General features: G+C 73.8%; 19 protein-coding genes and 1 pseudogene. 2 read left to right on the top strand and 18 right to left on the bottom strand.

The window, feature by feature from the left end:
• Positions 1-134: 134 nt before the first annotated feature.
• Positions 135-686, top strand: a pseudogene (locus ABT238_RS23930) (peptidoglycan DD-metalloendopeptidase family protein); the annotation flags it as partial.
• A 136-nt stretch (positions 687-822) separates the two neighbouring features.
• Here ABT238_RS23930 and ABT238_RS23925 read toward each other — a convergent pair.
• The 18 genes from ABT238_RS23925 to proS form a co-directional block, all read right to left on the bottom strand.
• Positions 823-1,395 (bottom strand): TetR/AcrR family transcriptional regulator, encoded by a 573-nt coding sequence (locus ABT238_RS23925; protein ID WP_350786993.1) that lies wholly within the window; start codon positions 1,393-1,395, stop codon positions 823-825.
• 144 nt (positions 1,396-1,539) lie between these two features.
• Positions 1,540-2,445, bottom strand: coding sequence for an RNA polymerase sigma factor WhiG (whiG, locus tag ABT238_RS23920; protein ID WP_350568700.1), 906 nt, complete (start codon positions 2,443-2,445; stop codon positions 1,540-1,542).
• A gap of 370 nt (positions 2,446-2,815) precedes the next feature.
• Positions 2,816-4,090 (bottom strand): DNA-processing protein DprA, encoded by a 1,275-nt coding sequence (gene dprA / locus ABT238_RS23915; RefSeq protein WP_502884320.1) that lies wholly within the window; start codon positions 4,088-4,090, stop codon positions 2,816-2,818.
• Positions 4,087-5,850 (bottom strand): YifB family Mg chelatase-like AAA ATPase, encoded by a 1,764-nt coding sequence (locus tag ABT238_RS23910; RefSeq protein ID WP_350786384.1) that lies wholly within the window; start codon positions 5,848-5,850, stop codon positions 4,087-4,089. Before ABT238_RS23910 ends, dprA begins: the two co-directional genes overlap by 4 nt.
• Before the next feature lies 1 nt (position 5,851).
• A complete protein-coding gene (locus tag ABT238_RS23905) occupies positions 5,852-6,394 on the bottom strand; it encodes a YraN family protein (protein ID WP_502884321.1) in 543 nt (180 codons plus the stop codon).
• Positions 6,395-6,571: 177 nt separating this feature from the next.
• Complete coding sequence (locus ABT238_RS23900) at positions 6,572-6,898, bottom strand: DUF2469 domain-containing protein (protein WP_030056781.1); 327 nt, start codon at positions 6,896-6,898, stop codon at positions 6,572-6,574.
• 55 nt (positions 6,899-6,953) lie between these two features.
• Entirely contained in the window at positions 6,954-7,427 is a 474-nt protein-coding gene (locus ABT238_RS23895; protein WP_350568703.1) for an NUDIX hydrolase, read from the bottom strand.
• A gap of 118 nt (positions 7,428-7,545) precedes the next feature.
• The gene (lepB, locus tag ABT238_RS23890; RefSeq protein WP_350568705.1) at positions 7,546-8,295 is read right to left on the bottom strand and encodes a signal peptidase I; all 750 of its coding nucleotides are present in this window, start codon (positions 8,293-8,295) and stop codon (positions 7,546-7,548) included.
• Positions 8,296-8,443: 148 nt separating this feature from the next.
• Positions 8,444-9,448 carry a signal peptidase I gene (lepB, locus tag ABT238_RS23885; protein WP_350568707.1) on the bottom strand — a complete coding sequence of 335 codons (1,005 nt, stop codon included), beginning with the start codon at positions 9,446-9,448 and terminating at the stop codon, positions 8,444-8,446.
• A 246-nt stretch (positions 9,449-9,694) separates the two neighbouring features.
• Positions 9,695-10,750, bottom strand: coding sequence for a signal peptidase I (gene lepB / locus ABT238_RS23880; RefSeq protein WP_350786298.1), 1,056 nt, complete (start codon positions 10,748-10,750; stop codon positions 9,695-9,697).
• Positions 10,734-11,648, bottom strand: coding sequence for a signal peptidase I (gene lepB / locus ABT238_RS23875; RefSeq protein ID WP_350786283.1), 915 nt, complete (start codon positions 11,646-11,648; stop codon positions 10,734-10,736). Before lepB (ABT238_RS23875) ends, lepB (ABT238_RS23880) begins: the two co-directional genes overlap by 17 nt.
• Before the next feature lie 77 nt (positions 11,649-11,725).
• Entirely contained in the window at positions 11,726-12,076 is a 351-nt protein-coding gene (gene rplS, locus ABT238_RS23870) for a 50S ribosomal protein L19 (RefSeq protein ID WP_063347674.1), read from the bottom strand.
• 154 nt (positions 12,077-12,230) lie between these two features.
• Positions 12,231-13,049, bottom strand: a complete 819-nt coding sequence (trmD, locus tag ABT238_RS23865) for a tRNA (guanosine(37)-N1)-methyltransferase TrmD (protein ID WP_350568781.1) — start codon at positions 13,047-13,049, stop codon at positions 12,231-12,233.
• A gap of 137 nt (positions 13,050-13,186) precedes the next feature.
• Positions 13,187-13,759, bottom strand: coding sequence for a ribosome maturation factor RimM (rimM, locus tag ABT238_RS23860; RefSeq protein WP_350568712.1), 573 nt, complete (start codon positions 13,757-13,759; stop codon positions 13,187-13,189).
• 194 nt (positions 13,760-13,953) lie between these two features.
• Entirely contained in the window at positions 13,954-14,193 is a 240-nt protein-coding gene (locus tag ABT238_RS23855; protein WP_030056773.1) for an RNA-binding protein, read from the bottom strand.
• Positions 14,194-14,195: 2 nt separating this feature from the next.
• Positions 14,196-14,624, bottom strand: a complete 429-nt coding sequence (gene rpsP / locus ABT238_RS23850; protein ID WP_344337896.1) for a 30S ribosomal protein S16 — start codon at positions 14,622-14,624, stop codon at positions 14,196-14,198.
• Positions 14,625-15,039: 415 nt separating this feature from the next.
• Positions 15,040-15,618 carry a hypothetical protein gene (locus tag ABT238_RS23845; RefSeq protein WP_350568714.1) on the bottom strand — a complete coding sequence of 193 codons (579 nt, stop codon included), beginning with the start codon at positions 15,616-15,618 and terminating at the stop codon, positions 15,040-15,042.
• 446 nt (positions 15,619-16,064) lie between these two features.
• Complete coding sequence (gene proS, locus ABT238_RS23840) at positions 16,065-17,477, bottom strand: proline--tRNA ligase (protein WP_350786205.1); 1,413 nt, start codon at positions 17,475-17,477, stop codon at positions 16,065-16,067.
• Between the two features lie 198 nt (positions 17,478-17,675).
• On the opposite strand from proS, the gene ABT238_RS23835 reads away from it, so the two are divergent.
• Positions 17,676-18,476: a class I SAM-dependent methyltransferase gene (locus ABT238_RS23835; protein WP_350568717.1), complete on the top strand. Its 801-nt coding sequence runs from the start codon at positions 17,676-17,678 to the stop codon at positions 18,474-18,476.
• The last annotated feature ends 155 nt before the right edge of the window (positions 18,477-18,631 follow it).

The following is an 18,631-nucleotide window of genomic DNA, read 5'->3' as shown; positions in this document are numbered from 1 at the left end:
CGGCTCTGTTGGGCCCCTGTCCACCCGGCGGGGTACGCCCGTTGGAGGGACAGCCACCGTCCACAGGGGCCGGTTGTCCACAGGAAGCGGGGCGGGGGTGGCCGGGCCGGCGCGGGCCGGGGAGCCTCGGCTCCATGACTGCTGCTGCTCGGGTTCCGGCCGGCCCCGTGGCGCCGGGGGCCTCAAACGCTCCGCCGGGCGGTCGGCGACCGGACCGGCCGGTCCCTCCGCTCCTGGTCCCAGGCCTGGCGATGGTCATGGTGCTGGTGCTGGTGCTGGGCGTGCTGCTGGTGCTCGTGCCGGCCGGGCGGGCCGGGGCGCTCGGGCTCGCGGCGGGCGGGAGTGCGGGTACCGGGCGGGCGTGGCCGGTGGACGGACCGGGTGGCGGGCCCGGCGCCGTGGCCCGCCGCTTCGAGGCACCGGCGCGGCCGTGGGGTGCGGGACACCGGGGTGTCGACCTGGCCGCCGCTCCCGGTGCGGAGGTCCGGGCGGCGGCTCCCGGGGTGGTGACGTTCGCCGGGCCGGTGGCCGGGCGGCCGGTGGTCACGGTCACCCATGCGACGGCGGGCGCTCCCCCGGCACCCCCGCTGCGGACCACCTATCTCCCGGTGACCGGCACCCTCCCGGTGGGCACGGCGGTGGCGGCGGGCCAGGTGATCGGACGGCTCACCGGCGGGTCCGGGCACTGCGGCGACGGCGCCTGCCTGCACTGGGGCCTGCTGCGCGGGCGGCGCTACCTCGATCCGCCGGCGCTGTTCGGCACCGGCCGGGCCCGGCTGCTGCCGCTCGCCGACCCGCTCCCCCAGGACCCGGCCCGGCGGGTCAGCCCGGGCCGAGACCGTGCAGGGCGAGGGCGACGGCGGCGTCCGCGATCACCTCGGGGCTCTCCGCCCGGCCGCCCGCGGCCCGCTGCTCCGACTGCCGGACGGCCGCCTCCACGATGCCCTGGAGCAGCGCCGCGGCCAGCCGGGGCTGCTCGTGGCCGAGGTCCTCCAGAGCCTGGACCACGAGTCCCACCAGCGTCCCGTGGGCCGCCCGGATGCGCTCACGGGCCGCGTCGTCCAGTTCCAGCGCGGAGATCGCGGCCACCGCCCGGTGGCGCGGGTCGGCGGCCAGCGCGAGCTGGCCGCGGACGTAGGCCTCGATCCGCTCGGCCGCGGTGTCCCGGCTCGCCATCCCGGCCTCGATCTCGGCGGCCCAGAGCCGGAAGTCGGTCTCGCAGAGCGCCTCGACCACGGCCCCCCGCGAGCGGAAGTACTCGTACACCGAGGACCGCGCGAGCCCCGTGCGCGCGGCGAGCGCGGGGAAGGTCAGGGCCTCCGTGCCTCCCTCGGTGAGGAGACTGCGGGCAGCGTCGAGGAGGGCTGCCCGTTGCATCTGACGGTGCTCGGCCACACTGGCCGCTCGGATCTTCGGCACGCACTCCACTGTACGGAGCCCTACATCCCGCCGGTACGGTGCCGCGCACCGCCGCGATGCGGAGGGTTGCGTACCGGGGCGCGGGGCGCGGTACGGACGTGCGCGGCGCACCCCGCGGAGCTATCGGATGTCCGACAGCTTGGCGCGCAACTGGAGCACCGACTTGGTGTGGATCTGGCTGACCCGGCTCTCCGTCACGCCGAGCACCTGGCCGATCTCGGCGAGGGTCAGCCCCTCGTAGTAGTAGAGCGTCACCACGGTCTTCTCCCGCTCGGGGAGCGTGTTCACGGCCTGCGCCAGCAGCCGGCGCAGCTCGCGGTCCTCGGCCACCTCGACCGGGTCGTCGGCGCCGTGGTCCTCCAGGGTGTCCATCAGGCTGAGCCGGTCGCCGCCCTCGCCGACCGGGTGCAGCAGTTCGTCGAGCGCCACCACGTTGGCGAGCGAGAGCTGGCTGAAGATGGCGTGCAGGTCCTCGATGGCGATGCCCATCTCGGCCGCCACCTCGGGCTCGTTCGGCGTCCGCCGCAGCCGGGCCTCCAGCGTCGCGTACGTGCGCTCGACCGCCTTCGCCTTCTGCCGCACCGAGCGCGGGATCCAGTCCAGTGCCCGCAGCTCGTCGATGATCGCGCCGCGGATCCGGCTGATGGCGTAGGTCTCGAACTTGATGGCACGTTCGATGTCGAACTTCTCGATCGCGTCGATCAGCCCGAAGACCCCGGAGGAGACGAAGTCCGCCTGCTCGACGTTGGAGGGCAGGCCGACCCCGACCCGGCCCGCCACGTACTTGACGAGCGGTGAGTAGTGCAGGATCAGCTGCTCCCGCAGCCGCTGGTCGGCCGTCTCCTTGTAGGCGCGCCAGAGCTCCTCGAGCGCCGTGCGCTCCCGGCCGCCCGCCTCCCGGCGGACACCCGGCGCCTCGGCCGGCCCGGGGGCGGCCGTGTCGGCGGAAGCGCCGGGCGCGTCCGGCCGGTCGTCGTGCGCCCCGGGGTGCGCCGGGCGGCCGCCCTGCCGTGCGAGGGCCCCCATCCCACCCGTGCCCTTGGGCGGGAACTCGGTCACGGTGCGCCGCTCGGTGCGCGGCCCTCCCGAGGACCGGGCGCCACCGGTCACTCGGTGTCCGGGAATGTGTGTGGGCATACGTTGGTCTGCGCCGTTCTGCCGAGTCATGTGCTGATAGGGAAGGCATGGCGAGCGTAGCGTGACCGAGTCACTGCACAGTGCTACCGCCACTCGGTCGTCCCCCGATCCGGTGGCGTTCGTGCCGCCTCACCGGGGCCGCCGGAGGTCCACGAGCCGGACGCCGGGCCGCGCCGCACCCGCCCGGTCCGTCAATCCCCGGCCCTCCTCCCACTCGTCCGTGTGGTCCACCCGCGCCGCCGGGCCTCCGGAGCCGCCGTCACCTCCTGCGCACCAGGCGCCAGTGCGCGCCGTGCCGCTCGATGTAGCCGAGCGAGCCCAGCTCGTAGAGCCGCTGGAGCACCTCGTCCGGCGGGAGCCCGGACTGCCGGGCCAGCCGTTCCACCGGTGCGCCGTCCGGAGTGGCGGGCACCGCCTCCAGGACCCGGGCCGCCGCCGGTTCCAGGAGGTCCCTCGGCAGCACCGGGCCGCCGCGCTGCGGCGCCAGGTCCTCGCCGATCGCGCCGATCAGTTCGGCGACCTCGGCGGCGTCGGTCACCACGGCGGCGGCGCCGCTGCGGATCAGGGCGTGCACCCCGGCGGACAGCTCCGAGGTCACCGGGCCGGGCACGCCCATGGTGTGCCGGTTGAGGTCCCGGGCGCGTCTGGCGGTACTGAGCGCCCCGCTGCGCAGCGCCGCCTCGACCACCACGGTGCCGCGGGTCAGCGCCGCGATCACCCGGTTGCGCAGCACGAACCGGAACCTGGTCGGGTGCTCCCCCGGCGGGAGTTCGCTCAGCAGCAGCCCCTGCTCGGCGATCCGGCGGATCAGCCCGGTGTTGCCCCGCGGGTACGCCACGTCCACCCCGCAGGCGAGCACGCCGACGGTCGGGCCGCCGACCGCCAGCGCGCCCCGGTGGGCGGCCGCGTCGATGCCGTAGGCGCCGCCGGAGACGACCACCCAGCCCCGCTCGGCGAGCTGGGCGGCGAGGTCCCCGGCGACGTGCGCGCCGTACGCCGTGCACGCCCGGGCGCCCACCACCGCGACCGAGCGCAGCGCGAGCAGGCGCAGCGAGCCGGTGCCGACCACCCAGAGGCCGGTGGGCCGGGTCTCGCCGAGGTCGTCCAGCTGGCTCGGCCACTCCGTGTCGCCCGGAATGATGAAGCGTCCGCCGACCGCCCGCACCCGTTCCAGGTCGGCGACCGGGTCGAGGCCGGTCAGCCGGGCCCGGTAGGCCGCCAGGCGGGTGCCGTCCGGGCCCGGGCGGCCGGGTGCCGTACCGTCGCGGATCGCCCGGACGACGTCGAGGGCGCCGGAGCCGGCGAGCCAGCGGCCGAGGGCGGCGTCCCCGGGTTCGCTGAGCCGGCTGAGCGCCGCGCGTGCGATGCGCTCGGGCTCGGGAGCGGGTTCCGGCTCGGGCTCGGGGCCGGATTCGTGCTCGGGCTCGGGCCCGGGCTGCGGCCGGGGCGCCGGCTCGGGCGCTGCCCCGGGTCGGGTGGCGGTTCCCGGGTCCGCGGGCGGGCCCGGGGCGAGGTCGTCGATGGTGCGGTTCACGGGCCGGCCTCCTCGGGTTCGGGCTGCGGATCGGGCTTCCGGGGGGCGGACCGGGAGCGGGCCGGGCGGCGCTCGGACCGGTCGTCGGGCCGGTCGTCGGGCCGGTCGTCGAAGCGGGCGCCGGTCGGCTCCCGGGCGGTGTCCGGTCGGCCGAGGAAGCGCTCCGTCAGCGGGAGCCCCTGCTCGACTCCGGTGCGCAGGACGAGGGCCGTCCGGACGTCGCACTGTTCCGGCCGGTCCCGGCCGGCCAGGTCGGCGACCGTCCAGGCGACCCGCAGCACCCGGTCCAGGCCGCGGGCGGTCAGCAGGCCCCGCTCCAGCTGACGCGCGGCGTCGTTCAGCGCGTTCGGCGCCAGCTGCCAGCGGGTGCGCAGCTCGTGGCCGGGGACCTCGGCGTTGGTCCGCCACGGCGTGCCGGCCAGTCGGGTGGCCGCGCGCTCGCGGGCCGCCAGCACCCGGGCCGCGACGACCTCGGTGGTCTCCGCCGAGGCGTCGCGCTGCATCAGTTCGACCCTGGTCACCGGGGCGACCTGGACCTGGAGGTCGACCCGGTCGAGCAGCGGCCCGGAGAGCCGGCCCTGGTAGCGGCTGACCATCGCGGGGGTGCACTCGCAGCCCTCGCCCCGCCGCGAGTGCCTCCCGCACGGGCAGGGGTTGGCGGCCAGGCAGAGCAGGAACCGGGCCGGCAGCCGCATCGATCCGGCCGACCGGGCGATCACCACCTCGCCCGATTCGAGCGGCTGGCGCAGTGCGTCCAGCACCCGGACGGGGAACTCCGGCGCCTCGTCGAGGAACAGGACGCCCCGGTGGGCCAGCGAGACCGCACCCGGTCTCGGCAGCCCGCTGCCGCCGCCGACGATCGCCGGCATGGTGGTCGAGTGGTGCGGGGCGCAGTAGGGCGCGCGGTCGACCAGCGGCCGCCCGGCCGGGAGCAGCCCCGCGACCGAGTGGACCGCGGTGACCTCCAGTGCCTCCTTCTGGGTCAGCGGCGGGAGCAGCGACGGCAGCCGCTCCGCCAGCATGGTCTTGCCCGCGCCGGGTGGTCCCTTGAGATAGAGGTGGTGGCCGCCGGCGGCGGCGATCTCCAGGGCCCGGCGGGCCTCGTACTGGCCGGCCACGTCGGCGAGGTCGGTGCGGGCGCTCGCCTCGTCGGGCAGGCCGCGCACCCCCGCGCTGGGGAGCATCAGGCCCGCCATCAACGGGTCGGGGTGCCCGCCGGGGCGGTCGGCGGGCTCCTCCGGTTCCGGGGCACCGGTGAGCACGGCCATCAGCTGGCGCAGGCTCCGCACGCCGAGGACGGTCACCCCGGGGACCAGCTCGGCCTCGGCGGCGGTCTGGTCGGCGACCACGACGCGCCGGTAGCCGGCGTCGGCGGCGGCCAGCACCGACGGGAGCACCCCGCGCACCGGGCGCACCCGCCCGTCCAGCCCGAGTTCGCCGATCAGCAGCAGGTCGGCGATCGAGGAGGGGTCGAGCCGTTCGGCGGCGGCCAGCACGGCGCAGGCCACCGCGAGGTCGAAGCCGCTGCCGCTCTTGGGCACCGAGGCCGGGCTCAGCCCGACGGTCAGCTTCCGCTGCGGCCAGGCCTCGCCGCTGTTGACGACCGCCGCGCGCACCCGGTCGCGGGCCTCGGAGAGCGCCTTGTCGGGCAGGCCGACCAGGGTGAACGCCGCCACCCCGGGCTCCAGATCGGCCTGGACCTCGACGATCACCCCGTCGACGCCGACCAGGGCCACGGAACACGTCCGGGCGAAGGCCATCTCAGACCACCCCCCGCAGGTGGTCGACCGAGGCGGCGCCACGGGTCCGGTTGATGACGGCGATCAGGTCGATCCGGACGCCGCCGGGCGGGACGGGCGCCCACGGCGGGTCGGTACTGCCGGGCCGGTACTCGGGGCCAGCCAGCCGGGCGAAGTGGCCCGGCCAGCGCTCGGCCATCCAGCGCTCGGCCAGACGGCGCAGCCGGTCCGCCTTGGTCGGGCCGATGGCCTCGCTGGGCTGCTGGAAGCCCCGCTCGGAGCGGGTCTTGACCTCGCAGACCGCCACGGTGTCGCCGTCGAGGGCGACGATGTCCAGTTCGCCCTCGACGCAGCGCCAGTTGCGGTCGAGGATGCGCAGCCCGTCCTCGGCGAGCCGGCGGGCGGCGACCTGCTCGCCGTAGCGGCCGAGGCCGGTGTTGGTCGGCCGCTCCGGTCCCGGCCCGGGCGGCGGGGGCGGGCCGCCCGCCGGGGCCCGCGTCGCCCTCCGGCGCGGCTGCCCCTCCCGCCGGGCCTTCGCGGTCTGCTTGCGCGTGGCGCGCTCGATCTCCTGCACGGTGACCACCTCCGCCGTGGAGGTTGCCGTGCGGTCCGGAAGCGGACCAGAGAGTTGTTCTCGCCTGTGGAAAACCCGGGCCTGTGGATAACTCCTGTCACCCTCGGGGGTGATTATCCCGGAATACCCGAAATTCCCCTGGACATCCGGGGACCGGGCGGTCCACCGTCAGTTCCCGAAGCCGGACTCGTCCGAGGGCAGCTCCAGGTCGCTCTTCGCGAGTTCCTCGATGTTCACGTCCTTGAAGGTCAGCACCCGGACCTTGCGGACGAACCGGGCCGGCCGGTACATGTCCCAGACCCACGCATCCGCCATCGACACCTCGAAGAACACCTCGCCCTGCACCGAGTGCACCTGCAGCTCGTAGTCATTGGTGAGGTAGAACCGTCGCTCGGTCTCGATCACGTACTTGAACAGGCCGACGACGTCCCGGTACTCCCGGTAGAGCTTGAGCTCCATCTCGGTCTCGTACTTTTCGAGATCTTCGGCACTCATCCAGGCGTCCCCTCAACTTGTCACGTCCACCCATTGTGGACCACCGCACTCACCCTCAGAGCCTCACCGGGGAAGCCGGCGGCCCCTCGGTCAACAGCCGCTCCAGAAAGTCCACCAACCCGACCGGATAGACCGTCTCGGCGGTGGCCCGCAATTCCCCGACCGTCCACCAGCGTGCCGCGAGCAACTGGGCGTGTTCGTCCTCGCCCATGCCGGAGTGGTCCAGCGCCGTCTCCGCCGTGCGGGCCAGGTGGAACCACTGATCCTGCTCGTAGCGCCGCCCCCGATAGGAGAACGAAGCCTTGCCGTACGCCACCACCGGTCCCAGCTCCACGCCGTGCAGCCCGGTCTCCTCCAGGAGCTCGCGCTCGGCGGCCTCCCGGACGTCCTCCCCCGGTTCCAAGCCGCCGCCGGGGGTGAACCACCAGGTCACGCCGGGGACCGCGGGGTCCGAGCCGTGGAAGAGCAGCAGCCGGTCCTGCCCGTCGAGCAGCAGGATCCGCGAGGCCCTGCGCCGCTGTGCCGCCATGACGAGCCTCCACGCTCCCTTCGTCCGCCCCGGTCGCTCCCCCGATCCTGCCACCCGGAGCGGTCGTCCGGGGCGAGGTTGGGAAGAGCGGTCCCGGCGCGCACCGGGCCAGCCGGAGTCAGACCGCGCGGCGGCGACGGTGCACCAGGCCCGCCACCCCGCTCACCGCCGTGGTCACGAGGATCGTCGCCGCGCCTACAACGCTCGCCCAGAACGCGGGCTCCAGCGGTCCCGGGCCCGCCGAGCGGTCCCCGCCGACCGCTTCGAACGCCGAGGTGCCGGCCAGCAACCCCGCCCGGCCGAGCGGAAGCACGGTGGCCTCGACCCTGGCCTGCACCTCGGTGGCCGGGACGGTCCCGCCGTCGACCTCCAGGTGGACGCGGGAGTCGAGCGAGCCGAGCCGGTTGTCGCCGAGCAGGAAGAGACGGCCCGGCGGGACCTCCACGCTGAAGGCGGCGCCCTGGGCGCCCTGGTCCGCGAGGTAGGGCTCGTCCACCGGCTTGCCGTTGACGGTCAGCCGCTGGTCGCCGCCGCCGACGGCGACCGTGTCACCACCGACCGCGACCACGCGCTTGACCATGAGCCGGCCGCCCCAGGCCTGGTCGCGGAAGACCACCACGTCACCGCGCCGGACGTCCCCGCCGTCGGTCCTGCGGGCCAGGACGGTGTCGCCGGCCTGGAGGGCGGGCTCCATCGAGGCGGTGGGGATGCTGTACGGCCGGTAGCTCGCGGCGATCACCGCGAAGCCGCCGATCAGCAGGACCAGTCCGAGGGCGAGCAGCACGCCCTGGGCGACGGCTCCGGGTCCGCGCCGGGGGCGGGCGGCGGCCGGTCGATCGTCGGTCGTCCGTTCCACGGCACTGCTCATCGACACCGTCCAAACCCCGACCGACCCGGAAACGCTCATGGCGGCGCGCTCGGGCCACGGGCGGAAAACCCGGCGGGCCGTGGCACGTCCGAGCAGATTACTCGTCGGTACCACGGCCCGCGCAAGACCCGGGAGCCCCCGGCCGGGGTCAGGACCGCCGGTCGCGGTCCGGCCGGTTCCGCAGTCGGCGGACCAGCGGGAGCAGGGCGACGGCGCCCACGGCACCGGCCGCGGCGGGCACCGCCGGCACGGCCGCCGCCAGGCCCTTCTGGTCGAAGGTGTCCGGAACCGGCAGCGTCGACCAGTGGTTGACCGGCCAGGCCACCACGAAGGCGCGCCCGATCACCTCGTCCACCGGGACGGAGCCACCGCCCGGCTGGTCCATGTGGAAGCGCGAGTCGAGCGAGTCCGCGCGGTGGTCGCCCATCACCCAGATCCGGCCGTCGGGAACCTTCAACGGGCCGAACGGCTTCGTCCCGCACGGGGTGTTGCCGGGGTAGACGTAGGGCTCGTCGAGCGCGACCCCGTTGACCTTCACCGGGCCCTCGCCCTCGCACTCGACGGTGTCCCCGCCGACCGCGATGACCCGCTTGATGAGGTCCTTCTCGTTGTCGGAGGGCATCAGGCCGACGAAGCTCAGCACGTCCTGGACGCCCCGGACGAAGGAGTTGCTGCTCTCCTTGGTGGGCTCGTCGGCCAGCCAGCCGCCCGGGTCGTGGAACACGACGACCTCGCCGCGCTCGGGCTCGGCGCCGAACCACGGGGTGAGCTTGTCCACCAGGACGCGGTCACCGACCTGCAGCGTGTTCTGCATCGACTCCGACGGAATGGAGAACGCCTGGACGAAGAACGTCTTGATCACCAGCGCCAGGACGAGGGCGATGCCGATGAGGATCGGCAGCTCCTTCCAGAACGAACGCGGCTTGCGCTCGCTCGGTGGCGGCTGCTCCTCGGTACCGTCCGCCGGTCCGGAGGCTCCCGGGAGGGGCGGCGGGGCTTCGCCCGAACCGTCGCCGTGCCCGTCCGCGGACTGGGCCGCCGCCTCCTCGGCCGAAGCCGAGGGCGCCGAGGCCTCCGCGGACCGGGCCGCCCGGGCGCCGGAGCCCTCGGGCTCGCCGGCGCCTGAGCGGGCGCCGATCACCAAATCCCCCACAACGTCTCCTCCCTGCTGTGCGGACGCCTGTGCGTCCGCGCTCACAGTGCCGCACAGCGGGCACCACGCTCCACCGCCGGCCACACCCGCCAGGAACGGCCCCGGACGGGTCCGCCTGACACCGGCGCGGCCTTCGGGCACGGCCCCCCGACAGGAGTCGGCCGCACCCAGCACTTCTCTATCACTCCCGGGCATCCGGCTCGCGGTCCCACACGCGCGGTCCCGCCTGCGAACGGCCGCCCGGGCCTACGACCTGACCCGCCCCACCCGGCGGCCGACGAGCGGAAGGATGCCCAACACACCCATAACGAGCGGAGGTTCCTCAGGAACCGGCCCCCTGCCCGGCGAGTCCGGCGCGGTCGCGCCGTGCGCCGGAGCCCGTGCCACCGAGGAGAGTGAAACCGGCACCTCAAGTTGATGAACCCGGCCGAGGGGCCAGGCGATCATGAACGCCCTTCCCACCACACCGCTCACCGGGATGGTGCCCTGCCCCGGATTGCCCATGTGGAAACGGGAGTCGGCGGAGACGTCCCGGTGGTCGCCCATCACCCAGAGCCGGCCCTGCGGCACCTTCACCTTGAACGGCTGCCGGGACGGCGGGTTGCCCGGCGCGAGGTAGGGCTCGTCCAGCGGACTGCCGTTGAGGCTGACCCTGCCCCGCTCGTCGCAGCACTCGACGGTGTCACCACCGACCCCGATCACCCGCTTGATGAGGTCCTGCTCGCTGTCGGAGGGCAGCAGCCCGACGAAGGTCAGCACCTGCTTGGCCGCCCGCAGGACCACCCCGTCCGTCGAGGATCCGTGCGCGTTCTCCAGCCAGCCGCCCGGATCCTTGAACACCACCACCTCGCCGCGCTCCGGCTCGGCGCCGAACCAGGGGGTGAACTTGTCCACCAGTACCCGGTCCCCGACCTGGATGGTCTGCTCCATCGAGCCGGAGGGGATGACGAAGACCTGCACCAGGAAGGTCTTCATCACCAGCGCCACGAGCAGCGCCACCACGACGACCAGCGGGATCTCGCGCAGGCGGGAGCGTCTGCGGCGGCGGGCGGCACGGCGGGCGGTACGCCGGCGTTCGGCGCGCCCGCGCGCCACCGGGGCGGGCGCGGTCCCCTCCGTCGCCCCGGGCGCGGGGCCGCTCCCCGGGGCACTCCCCGAGTCGTTCCCCGGGCCGGTCACCGATCCGGTCGCCGATCCGGTCGCCGATCCGGTCGCCGAGTCGTCCGCCGGGCCGGTCGGGGAGCCGGACGCGGGTCCGGCGGGCGGGTGGTCGGCGAGCCGCCCCCTACCTCTGGTCCCCATGGCCACCGGTCCCCCCTGTCGCGGCAAAGGCCGCCGGCCGGTCCACAGCGGCCCAGTGCCCGACCGGGTAGACCACCCAGGCGGCCCGGCCGATCACCCTGGACTCGGGGACGAACCCGCCGCCGGGGTCGCCGAGATGGTCGCGGGAGTCCCGGGAGGCGCTGCGGTGGTCGCCCATCACGAAGAGCTTGCCGGGCGGCACCACCACGTCGAAGGCCACGGCGGACGGCTCGTCGCCGGGGTACAGGTAGCCGGACTCGTCGACCGGCACACCGTTGACGGTGAGCGAGTGGCCCGGGCCGGCGCTGGTGACCCGGTCGCCGCCGACGCCGATGACCCGCTTCACGTAGACCGAGTCACCGGCCGGGACCAGTCCGATGTCACGGCCGAAGGAGCGCAGCGACTTCCAGAGGCCGTCGCGCTCCAGCGGCTTGCGGAGGAAGGAGCCCGTACCGTCGAACACCACCACGTCACCGCGCTGCGGGTGGCCGCCGAAGGCGTAGGACAGCTGGTTCACGACCAGGCGGTCGCCCGGGCGCAGGGTGTTCTCCATCGACCCGGAGGGCACCGAGAACGGACGCGCCACGAAGGCGTTCACCAGCAGCAGCACGAACAGGCAGATCGCGGTGAGCACCAGCAGGTCCCGCGAGCGCGAGCTCCTGCCCGCCCCCTCCGCGCCGGTCTCGGCCTCGACGTCGGTATCCGTGTCGGTGTCACCCTCGACGTCACCCTCGACGTCAGAATCGGACTCGGACTCGGCGCCGGCGGGGGTGTCGGTCCCCGCGGCAGCGTCCTCCTCGGAGCGGGCCGCGGAAACGACCGCGGACCGCGTCGGCGAACCCGCACCGATGGGTGCGGGACGGCCGTCGCGGTCCGCGGGTGGTTCGTGCGTGCTCATCGGGGGCTGAGCTTACCGTGCGGCAGCCCGGCCCCCCAGAGCGATCCGATCCCCCGGCGGTACCGGGGGCCGGTGGATCAGCGGTCGCGCTTCTCCTTGATCTTCGCGGCCTTGCCGCGGAGGTCACGCAGGTAGTACAGCTTGGCGCGGCGGACCGCACCGCGGGTCACGACCTCGATCTTCTCGACGACCGGGGTGTGCACCGGGAAGGTGCGCTCGACACCGACGTTGAAGCTGACCTTGCGAACGGTGAAGGTCTCACCGACGCCGGCGCCGTGGCGGCGGATGACGACGCCCTGGAAGACCTGGACACGGGAGCGGTTGCCCTCGATGACCCGGACGTGCACCTTCAGGGTGTCACCGGCGCGGAACGCCGGAATGTCGCTACGCAGCGAGGCCGCGTCGACAGCAGCGAGCTTGTTGCTCATGTTGCTCTCCATCGCAGGCGCCACGGGCCGCCCACGGAAGTCGTCAGAAATGGGGTCTGCTGCGGGCCGCACCGGCTACCGGCGATCCCCCCGTGGCGGGGGCGCCGAACCACGTGACCCCTGCGGGAGGAGCCCAGCGACAGACAGCAGCGGCCTATTCTTCCACACCACCGGCCGCGGACCGAAATCGGCCGAGCTCCTCGTCCCAGGCGAGGCCGAGCCCGGCGAGCGCCGCACGGTCCTTCTTGTCGAAGTCCGCGTTCCGCCAGCGCGCCACCAGATCGGGCCGGTTGGCCAGGGTGCGGGCGAAGGCCTGGTCGCGGCGCCAGCGGGCGATCTTGCCGTGGTTGCCGCTCAGCAGGATGTCCGGCACCGTGCGGCCGCGCCATTCGGCGGGCTTGGTGTAGACCGGGCCCTCCAGCAGGTCGGCCATCGCGCCGGGCGCGAAGGAGTCGTCCCGGTGGGACTCGGCGTTGCCGAGCACGCCGGGCAGCAGCCGGGCGATCGCCTCGACCATGACCAGCACCGCGACCTCGCCGCCGGCCAGCACGTAGTCGCCGATCGACGCCTCGACCACCGGCATCCGGGTGGCCGCCTCCTCGATCACCCGCCGGTCGATGCCCTCGTACCGGGCCGGGGTGAACGCCAGCCAGGGGCGGCCGGCCAGTTCCTGCGCGAGCTCCTGGGTGAACGGCCGGCCGCTGGGGGTGGGCACCACCAGGGTCGGCACCTCCCCCTCCGGCCCCCGGGCGAGCACCGCGTCGAGGGCCTCGCCCCACGGCTCGGGCTTCATCACCATGCCGGGGCCGCCGCCGTACGGGCTGTCGTCGACGGTCCGGTGCACGTCGTGCGTCCAGTCGCGCAGGTCGTGGACGTGCACGTCGAGCTGGCCGCGGGCGCGCGCCTTGCCGACCAGCGAGATGTTCAGCGGCTCCAGGTACTCGGGGAAGATCGACACGACGTCGATCCGCATCCCGTGCCGCACGGCCGGCGCCGAAGCCTCGACGGCCTCCGCAGTCTCCACGGCCTCGGCACTCTCGACGGCCTCCGTGGTCTCCACGGCCTCGGCACTCTCGACGGCCTCCGTGGTCTCCACGGCCTCCTCGGAGCTCACCGCGCGTCCTCCGCGTCCTCCGCGCCCGGCTCCGCCTCGCCGCGCACGACCTCGGCGTCCTCGGGGTCGATCAGGCCGGCCGGCGGGTCGATGACGGCGCGCTGGTTCTCCAGGTCGACGGTCGGCACGATCCTGCTGACGAAGGGCACCAGCACCTCCGTCCCGTCCGGCTTCTTCACGGTGAGCAGGTCCTGGTAGGGCAGGTGGACCACCTCGGTGAGCTCACCGACCGGGGTGCCGTCGAGCAGGACCACGTCCAGGCCGATCAGCTGGTGGTCGTAGTACTCCTCCGGGTCGTCCGGACGCTCCTCCGGGTCGACCTCGGCGATCAGGATCGTGCCACGCAGCGCCTCGGCGGCGTTGCGGTCCTTGACGCCGGCGAACCGCAGCAGCAGCCGCCCGCTGTGCACCTTGCCGGACTCGACGGTCAGCGGGCCGGCCGAGGCCGGGTCGGTGAGCAGGACGGCACCGGGGCCGAGCCGGAGCTCCGGCTCGTCGGTACGGACCTCGACGCTGACGTCCCCCCTGATGCCGTGGGCGCGGCCGATCTTGCCGACGACGAGCTGCACGGTGATCGTTCTCCTGGATGAGTGCTCGGAGTGCTACGGAGTGCTGGTGCTGCAAAGTACTGGTGCTGCGGAGTGCTGCGGGTGCGGAAGGGTGCCGCACATGCTGCGGATGCCGCGAGAACGGCGAAGGCCGGCCGGGACGACATGCGTCCCGGCCGGCCTCGAAAACCCTGACGGCTGAACGAGCAGCCTGGTCAGCGAATGTTGTCCACGTCGACCAGGTCGACCCGGACGTTGCGACCGCCGAGGGCGCCGACCACGGTGCGCAGGGCGCGCGCCGTGCGGCCACCCCGGCCGATCACCTTGCCGAGGTCATCGGGGTGCACCCGCACCTCGATGGTGTTGCCCCGACGCAGGTTGCGCGAGCGCACCTGCACCTCGTCGGGGTGCTCGACGATGCCCTTCACCAGGTGGTCGAGGGCGTCCTCGATCACGCTCAGGCCTCGGCGGCGGCGTCGGCCTCAGCCTCGGCCTTGTCCGACTTCTTGGCCTTCGGGGTGATGGCGACACCGGTGGTGGCGTCCTCGAAGCCGGCGACGGCCTTGGCGAACAGGTGCGAGAAGTCCTCGACCTTCGGCTCGGCGACCTTCAGCGGCTCCGGAGCCGGCAGGCCCTTGAACTTCTGCCAGTCGCCGGTCAGCTTCAGGATGGCGAGCACCGGCTCGGTCGGCTGGGCGCCGACGGACAGCCAGTACTGGGCGCGGTCGCCGTCGACCTCGATCTTCGAGGGGTTGTAGGTCGGCTGGTAGATGCCGATCTCCTCGATCGCACGGCCGTCACGCTTGGTGCGGGCGTCGGCGACGATGATGCGGTAGTGCGGGGAGCGAATCTTGCCGAGACGCTTCAGCTTGATCTTGACTGCCACGGGAGTGGAATCTCCTGGTGTTGACGTGGGTGAGCGGCCCCGCCCTCGCGTGGGGTTGCGCGGTGGGCCGTTCAAGGGACACGCCAGCCGAAGGAGAGAGGGGTCCTGCCCGGCTGCCGAGTACTCAGCGGTCCATTCTGCCACACGGGGCGCCGACCCCCGAAAACAGGTCGACCGGGAGCCCCCGCTCCCGGTCAGCCCAACTCGCACCTGCGCGGTGCACCTCACTGGCGAATCATCGGTGGATCAGTGGTGCATTGGTGTGGATCAGTGGATCAGTGGATCAGTGGATCGGTGGATCGGTGGTGGTGGATCGCTCCGGTCGGGCCACTGCCCGCACAGCCGCCCGCCGGTCTCCCCCGGTTCCCCGAGCCGTGAGGCTCCCCGGGTTCGTGCGACGAGGTGCGAACCGCAACTACGCGATCTTGAACGGCTGCTGGCACGCGCCGCAGACGATGGACGCCTGCGCGAGCACCGACGGCACCACCCGGACGTTGCGCCCGCATCCGCAGACCGCCTTGACCCGGACGCCTCCCCCGGAGGAGCCGTGCCGGGCCGCCGGGCCGCGGAAGGCGCGCGAGGATCCCTCGCCGGCCACCGCCTCCTGGTGCGCGCCGAGGGCGCGGTCCAGGCGCTCGATGGTCTCGGCGTACCGCTCGCGGGTCTCCTTGAGCATGGTCACCTGGGAGAAGCCGCTGCTGGCGTGCGGCTCGACCGGGTGCGCCAGGCCCAGCTCGGAGGCCAGGAGCAGGAAGCGCCGGTTGTGGTAGCGGCCGGCCCGCGAGGTGTCCCGGATGTCCCGGGCCGCGGCCAGACCATGGGCAGCCTCGTGGAGGAGCCGCTCGAAACCGAGCCGGGTGCCACAGGCCGAGGAGGACTCGCCGATCAGCGCCTCGGGCGAGGCGAGGTCGGGGAGGTCCTGATGATAGGCCTGGATGTCACTCCAGGCGGCGGCCAGTTCGGCCGCGAGAACGAGGGGCTGTGTCGTGCTCACGCTAGACCAACGATGGAGTAGGAGCTGATGTTCCGCGCGTTCCGGTTCCCCGGGAATTCCCAGGAAACTCTCAGGAATGTGCGACTACGCGCGAAATGCGCGTTCCGGATCTGACGCAAGACCAACCCCCTGCAGGTTTGGGCCCGCCGGCGCGGCGGGCTCGTCAATTCCGCCCGGGGGCGGGCTGTCGCCCCCAGGACGTACGGCCCGTGGTCCTGCCGAGTTGACAGGGCCACGGGCCGTACACCGTACCGCTATTCCGTTAATACCGGCAGTTGACCGACCAGTAGGGATGTCGGCATGTGAGACATGTTCGGAACAACGCCGGTCATCGGCCGTCCGAATTTCCCGTCAGGCAGGTCAGCGGCCGTCAGAACACGTCGTCGGACATCGTTTTGCGGCGACATCCTTCGTGATCGTCCGCTCCCGCGGAAGCCACCGAACGGTCAGTAGGCACGCGCCACGAGCGCGACGTTGCCCTCCTGGTCGTCCGTCTGCGGGACCGAACCGTCGGCGGCCACGATGCAGCGCACCGAGACGCCCTGCTCGGCCAGCTTGGCCTCGCCCTCCGCGCCCAGCTCGGCCCAGGAGATCCGGCCCCAGCCGGTGGAGGCGGCCTCGACGGCCTCGTCGATGGTCTTGACGTCGACCGTGCGGGCCTCGCGGCGCTCGCGCGACTGACGCAGCAGCAGGGCCTGGTCCTCCTCCAGGATCCCCGGGAGGGTCGCCGCCAGGGAGTCGATCGAGACCGGCTCCTTGCCGCCCGGGATCCGGCGGGCCAGCATCGCGGTGCCGTTCTCCAGGTCGCGCGGGCCGACCTCGATCCGCAGCGGCACGCCCTTGAGCTCCCAGTCGACGGCCCGGCGGCCGAACGGGGTGTCGGTGCGGTCGTCGACGACCACGCGGACGCCGGCGGACTCCAGCGCGGCGCCGATCTCACGGACCTTGGCGATCACCGCGTCGTCGCCCTTGATGGCGAGGACGACGGCCTGGACGGCCGCCAGCCGCGGCGGGACGCGCAGGCCGCTGTCGTCGCCGTGGGACATGATCAGGCCGCCGACCATGCGGGTCGAGACGCCCCAGGAGGTCTGCCAGACGTACTCGCGCTCGGCGCCCTGCAGCTGGTAGGTGGTGTTGAACGCCTTGGCGAAGTTCTGGCCCAGCTCGTGGCTGGTGCCCATCTGCAGCGCCTTGCCGTCGCCCATCATGCCCTCGAGGGTGAGGGTGTTGATGGCGCCCGCGAAGCGCTCCTTGGCGGTCTTGCGGCCGAGCACGACGTCGATGCCGAGCACGTTGGTCATGAAGTCGCCGTAGACCTCGGTGTGGATCATCGAGGCGTAGTCACGGGCGTCCTCGTACGTGGCGTGGGCAGTGTGGCCCTCCTGCCAGAGGAACTCGGTGGTGCGCAGGAAGACGCGCGGGCGCAGCTCCCAGCGGACCACGTTCGCCCACTGGTTGATCAGCAGGGGCAGGTCCCGGTGGCTCTGGACCCACTTCGAGAAGTACTCGTTGATGATCGTCTCGGAGGTCGGCCGGACCACGACCGGCTCGTCCAGCTGCTTGCCGCCGCCGTGCGTGACCACCGCGAGCTCGGGGGCGAAGCCCTCGACGTGCTCCGCCTCCTTGGTCAGGTAGGACTGCGGGATGAACATCGGGAAGTAGGCGTTCTGGGCGCCGGCCTTCTTGATCCGGGCGTCCATCTCCTGCTGCATCCGCTCCCACAGACCGTAGCCGTACGGTCGGATGACCATGGTGCCGCGCACCGGACCGTTGTCGGCCAGCTCGGCCTTGTTGATGAGGTCCTGGTACCAGCGCGGGAAGTCTTCCGCCTGGGGGGTGAGAACGGGTGCCTTAGCCATGGGCGAATCGTACGGGGAGCGGGCCCCGGACTTCGAATCCGTTCCGCCCGGCGACCCGCCGGGGGCGCACGCCCCCGACACGCGCGCACCACCCCCCACCCCTCTGGACGCCGGGCCCGAGCCGCTGTTCGCTGGAGTGGGGGCGGGACGTCGAGGGGGGTCGGAGCAGCACACCGAAGGACCGGATGGGAGGCCGCGATGGCTTCAGCGCGGGTGACCGGCACGACCGCAGCACCCCCCGGCACCGGGCGGGCCGCCGCCCGGGCACGGGACTGGGCGGAGATCCAGGAGCGGATGCTGGTGCCGCTCTACGAGGCCGTCCACGACCGCCTGGAGGTCGGTCCGGCGACCAGCGTGCTGGGCCTGGGCTGCCGCTCCGGCCTCGCCCTGCTGCTGGCCGCCGGCCGGGGCGCGCAGGTGGCCGGACTCGAGCCCGACGACGAGCTGCGCGGGCTGGCCCGGGAGCGCCGGCTGCGGGTCGGCGCGGACCACCGGCCGCAGCCGGAGGTCGCCCGCTCGGCCTATTCGCTGGTCACCGTTTTCGAGCAGCCGCCGACGGGCGCCGAACCGCGCCGGACGGTGGCCCGGGCGGCCCGGCTGGTCCTGCCCGGCGGGCACGTGGTGCTGGCCGCCTGGGGGCCGCGGGAGCGCTGCGAGAGCGCGGCCGTGCTGGACGTCGCCCGGCGGATGGCCCGGCGCAGCGGGGCGCGCGACCCCTTCGAGCTGAGCCCGCCCGGCGCGCTGGAGGACCTGCTCGCCGGGACCGGCCTGCGCCCGGCCGGCGGCGGCCGGGTCGGCTGCCCGTTCGCCTACCCGGACCTGGAGAGCGCGGTGCGCGGGCTGCTCTCCACCGGGCTGTACGACGCGGCGGCGGAGTTCTCCGGGCCGGCGCTGGTGACGAAGGAGCTGGAGGAGTCGCTGCAGCCCTACCTGCGGCCGGACGGCGCGGTGCGGATGACCAACGTCTTCCGCTACCTGATCGCCGAACGGCCCCGCTGAGCCGGACGCGCGCGGGGCCGGGCGGCGCATCGGCCCGGCCGTGGCACGCGACGGCCGAGGGGCGCGCGCCGACAAGGCACGCGCCCCTCGATCCGGCCGTCCGGCCCGCCGGCCCCGACCCGCCGGCCCCCGACCCCGGGCGCCCGGCCTCAGGC

The organism is Kitasatospora sp. NPDC001527 (assembly GCF_040298605.1).
Lineage (GTDB): Bacteria > Actinomycetota > Actinomycetes > Streptomycetales > Streptomycetaceae > Kitasatospora.
The sequence above is the reverse complement of the archived record's forward strand: the minus strand, read 5'-3'. Positions and strand labels throughout refer to the sequence as shown.